Source organism: Streptomyces globisporus (assembly GCF_003501885.1).
GTDB classification, from domain to species: Bacteria; Actinomycetota; Actinomycetes; order Streptomycetales; family Streptomycetaceae; genus Streptomyces; species Streptomyces globisporus_D.
Genome location: NZ_QWFA01000357.1, coordinates 1 through 3,730, shown reverse-complemented (window position 1 = coordinate 3,730; position 3,730 = coordinate 1). Strand labels below are relative to the sequence as shown.

4 protein-coding genes are annotated in these 3,730 nt (G+C 71.9%); 1 reads left to right on the top strand and 3 read right to left on the bottom strand.

Annotated features, from left to right (window positions below):
• Positions 1 to 414, bottom strand: a 414-nt coding sequence (locus D3105_RS33435) for a fibronectin type III domain-containing protein (RefSeq protein ID WP_133305745.1), incomplete at its 3' end; no start/stop codon positions are given.
• Positions 415 to 574: 160 nt separating this feature from the next.
• On the opposite strand from D3105_RS33435, the gene D3105_RS33430 reads away from it, so the two are divergent.
• Positions 575 to 1,213, top strand: a complete 639-nt coding sequence (locus D3105_RS33430) for a TIGR03086 family metal-binding protein (RefSeq protein ID WP_206273052.1) — start codon at positions 575 to 577, stop codon at positions 1,211 to 1,213.
• Positions 1,214 to 1,250: 37 nt separating this feature from the next.
• On the opposite strand, the gene D3105_RS33425 is transcribed toward D3105_RS33430, so the two are convergent.
• Positions 1,251 to 1,934, bottom strand: coding sequence for an alpha/beta fold hydrolase (locus tag D3105_RS33425; RefSeq protein WP_118906558.1), 684 nt, complete (start codon positions 1,932 to 1,934; stop codon positions 1,251 to 1,253).
• A gap of 121 nt (positions 1,935 to 2,055) precedes the next feature.
• Positions 2,056 to 3,519: a nucleobase:cation symporter-2 family protein gene (locus tag D3105_RS33420; RefSeq protein ID WP_118906557.1), complete on the bottom strand. Its 1,464-nt coding sequence runs from the start codon at positions 3,517 to 3,519 to the stop codon at positions 2,056 to 2,058.
• Positions 3,520 to 3,730 lie beyond the last annotated feature (211 nt).

Genomic DNA, 3,730 nt, shown 5'->3' with positions numbered 1-3,730 from the left:
GGTGGGGGGCTCGTCGTCCTTCGGCGGGGTGGCCCGGGTGGTGACGGGGACGGCCTTGCTGGGGGTGGAGAGGTTCCCGGCCGTGTCTTTGGCCCGGACGCTGAAGGTGTAGTCGGTCGAGGCTGTCAGACCGTCGATGTCGATCATGGTCTTCGCCGCCGGGACGCTCTTGACCTTGCTCTTCCCTCGGTAGACCTCGTAGCCGGCGACCCTCTCGTCGTCCGGGGCGGCCTTCCACATGACGTGCACCGAGGTCGAGCTGCTGGCCTGGGCGGTCACGTTCTCCGGCGTGCCGGGCGGCTGGGTGTCGGCTTCGGCGGTGCCACCGCAGGCGGAGAGGAGGGGGGTGAGAAGCAGGGCGGAACAGGCCAACGCGGCAGATATGTGGGGGCGTTGCACGGTGGTGCCTTCCATCCGGACAGCAATGGTCCAGACCTGTATGACATGACGTGGGGCCCGCCGACAAGAGTCCGGCCGGGAACCTTCCGCTATGTGCCGGGTTGCGTCGCCCGCCCCACCGGTCCGGACGGTCCGTCGACCGATGAGTTTCCGGCGGTGGAGGGGTCATCCCTGTATGGATACGCATGAGACCTCCGCGTCGGCTGCGCACGAGACCGCCGCGCCGGCCGCCGGCCTGCCCGACCTGCAACCGGCCGCCCGGCGGATCGCCGAACTGCTCGGTCCGGTCGACGACGGCGCGCTGGACGGACCCACGCCCTGCCCCGACTACGCCGTACGGGAGCTGCTCGGCCATCTCACCGGGCTGGCCACCGCCTTCCGTGACGCCGCCCGCAAGGACCTCCGGCCGAGCACGGCCACCTCTCCCGACGCGTCCCTCCCCGTCCTCGACGACGACTGGCGGGAGGCTCTGCCCCGGCGGCTGGAGGAGGTGGCGGCGGCCTGGCGCGCGCCCGACGCCTGGACGGGCGTGACCCGGGCGGGCGGGATCGAACTGCCCGGCGAGGTGGCCGGGGCCGTCGCGCTCAACGAGCTCGTGATCCACGGCTGGGACCTGGCCCGCTCGACCGGGCAGCCCTACACGGCGGGCGAGGCCGAGCTGAGGTCCTGCGCGGCGCTGCTCGCCCCGGACGAGGACGCCCCGGACCGCGGGGGCATCTTCGCGCCGCCCGTCCCGGTGCCGGACGGCGCCCCGCTGCTGGACCGCGTGATCGCCCTCAGCGGCCGACGTCCGGACTGGCGGCCGGGCGGCTGAGAGCAGCCGCCACCGCACGGACCGGGCGCGGAAGCCCTCAGCTGGTGAAGAACTCCGTGATGTTCGCCGCCACCTGGTCCGCCCGGGTCTCGTGCATGCGGTGGCCGCCCGGGACCGTGATCAGGCGGCAGTCCGGGACGAGGGCGGCCACCTCCGCCTGGCGGTGCTGTTCCATCTCGCTCTCCGGGCCCCCGGTGATGATCAGGGTCGGGGAGACGATGTCGCCGAGGTGCCCGGCGGCGTCCGGGCCGGGGTCGGCGAGCTGGTCGTGGACGGCGGGGACCGCGTTCTCGTCGTAGTCCACCGGGCCCTCGGCGCGACCGGCCGGGCCCGGGTCGCCGGGGAACGGCGCCGGGGTCTCCACCAGCACCAGCCGCTCCACCCGGTCGGAGTGTTCCTGGGCCACCAGCCGGGCGACGACGCCGCCCATGCCGTGGCCGACGAGGCCGACCCGGTCCAGCTCCAGTTCGTCGAGGAAGCCTACGACGTCCTCGGCTATCAGTTCCAGGTCGTAGTCGTCGGGCCAGTCGCTCTCGCCGTGGCCCCGCAGGTCCAGGGCGTAGACCCGCCACTCCTGGCCCAGCAGGGTGCCGGCCGCCTCCCAGTGCGCGGCCGAACCGCCGAGGCCGTGCAGCAGCACGACGGGCGAGCCGAACGCGTCGCCCCAGGCCCGGTACGCGAGGCGCACATCGCCGACATCCACAACAGACTGATCTTCCATGCCCCTGACGCTACCGCCGACGGACGGCGGCCCGCGCCACAGGCCCCGGACGCGCGCCGGCCCGGCGGGACCGTGCGGGGTCCCACCGGGCCGCTGTCGGGAGGCGGACACTCCCCAGGAGTCAGTGGACGCCCACCCCGGCGGCCGCCGGCACCACGTGTTCGCCGTTCGCCGGCTCCTCCTCCACCGCGTCCGGCTTGCGGCCGAAGTGGTTGAAGGCGAGGTTCAGCACGATCGCCACCACACAGCCGGTGGAGATGCCCGAGTCGAGGACGACCAGCAGGCTCTCCGGGAAGGCGTGGTAGAACTGCGGCGCCGCGATCGGGATCAGGCCGATACCGAGGGCCGCCGCCACGATCAGCGCGTTCTCGCCCTTCTCCATGGCGGCGGTCGCCAGGGTCTGGATGCCGCTGGCCGCGACCGTGCCGAAGAGGACGATGCCCGCGCCGCCGAGCACCGGCAGCGGTACGAGGGCGATGACGGAGGCCGCGACCGGGACCAGGCCGAGCACGATGAGGATGCCGCCGCCCGCCGCGACGACGTAGCGGCTGCGGATCTTCGTCATGGCGACGAGGCCGACGTTCTGGGCGAAGGCGCTGCACATGAAGCCGTTGAAGAGCGGGCTGATGGCGCTGCCGAGGGTGTCGGCGCGCAGACCGCCCTCGATGATCTTCTCGTCCGCCGGGCGGCCGACGATCTTGCCGAGGGCCAGCATGTCCGCCGTGGACTCGGTCATGCAGACGAGCATCACGATGCACATGGAGATGATGGCCGCGATCTCGAACTGCGGGGCGCCGAAGGCGAAGGGGGTCGGGAAGCCGACGACGTCGGCGTTCTTGATGGCGCTGAAGTCGGTGATGCCCGCCGGGATGGCGATCAGGGTGCCGATGACCAGGCCGAGCAGGATCGCGATCTGCTGGAGGAAGCCGCGCAGCAGCTTGCGCAGGGCCAGCACGATGACCAGGGTCACGGCGGCCATGGTGATGTTGGTCATCGAACCGTAGTCGTCGGCCGTGGCGTTGCCGCCCTGGGACCAGTTGAAGGCGACCGGGAGGAGCGAGACGCCGATCAGGGTGATCACGGTGCCGGTGACGACGGGCGGGAAGAAGCGGACGAGTTTGCAGAAGTACGGGGCGAGGACGAAGCCCAGAAGACTCGCGACGATGATCGCGCCGAAGATGACGGCTATCCCGTCGTGGCCCCGGTCCTTGCCTATCGCGATCATCGGGGCGACCCCGGCGAACGAGACGCCGTTGACGAAGGGCAGCCGGGCGCCGACCTTCCAGAAGCCGATGGTCTGGAGCAGGGTGGCGATCCCCGCGGTGAAGAGGCTCGCCCCCATCAGGAAGGCGGTCTCCTTGGCGGTGAGGCCGACGGCCGGCCCCACGATGAGCGGCGGGGCCACCACGCCCGCGTACATGGCGGCCACGTGCTGGAGGCCGCTGGTGAACATCTTCAGCGGGGGGAGGGTTTCGTCGACCGGATGTTTCCGGCCGTCACCTGCTTCTGCTTCTGTGACGGCGTCGTCCGTCACGTCGGGGGCGGCTGCGTCTGCGTCTTTGCGAAACCTGGGCTTAGCGGCCACGGCGGTTCCTCCGGTCGGTTACACGTCGTCGGCGACGTGGGGTTCAGGGAGGTGGTGCGTAAGTGGTGCGGCGGTGCTTGCGGCTCTCTCAGGTGGTGCAGGTGGAGCAGAGGGGGGTGCGGAAGGGGGCGCGCACGGGGGTGTGTGCGGGCAGCGTTCATCACCGGTCCGGCGGCGATCTGCGCGAGGCGGCGGGCCTCGTCGCGGGTGA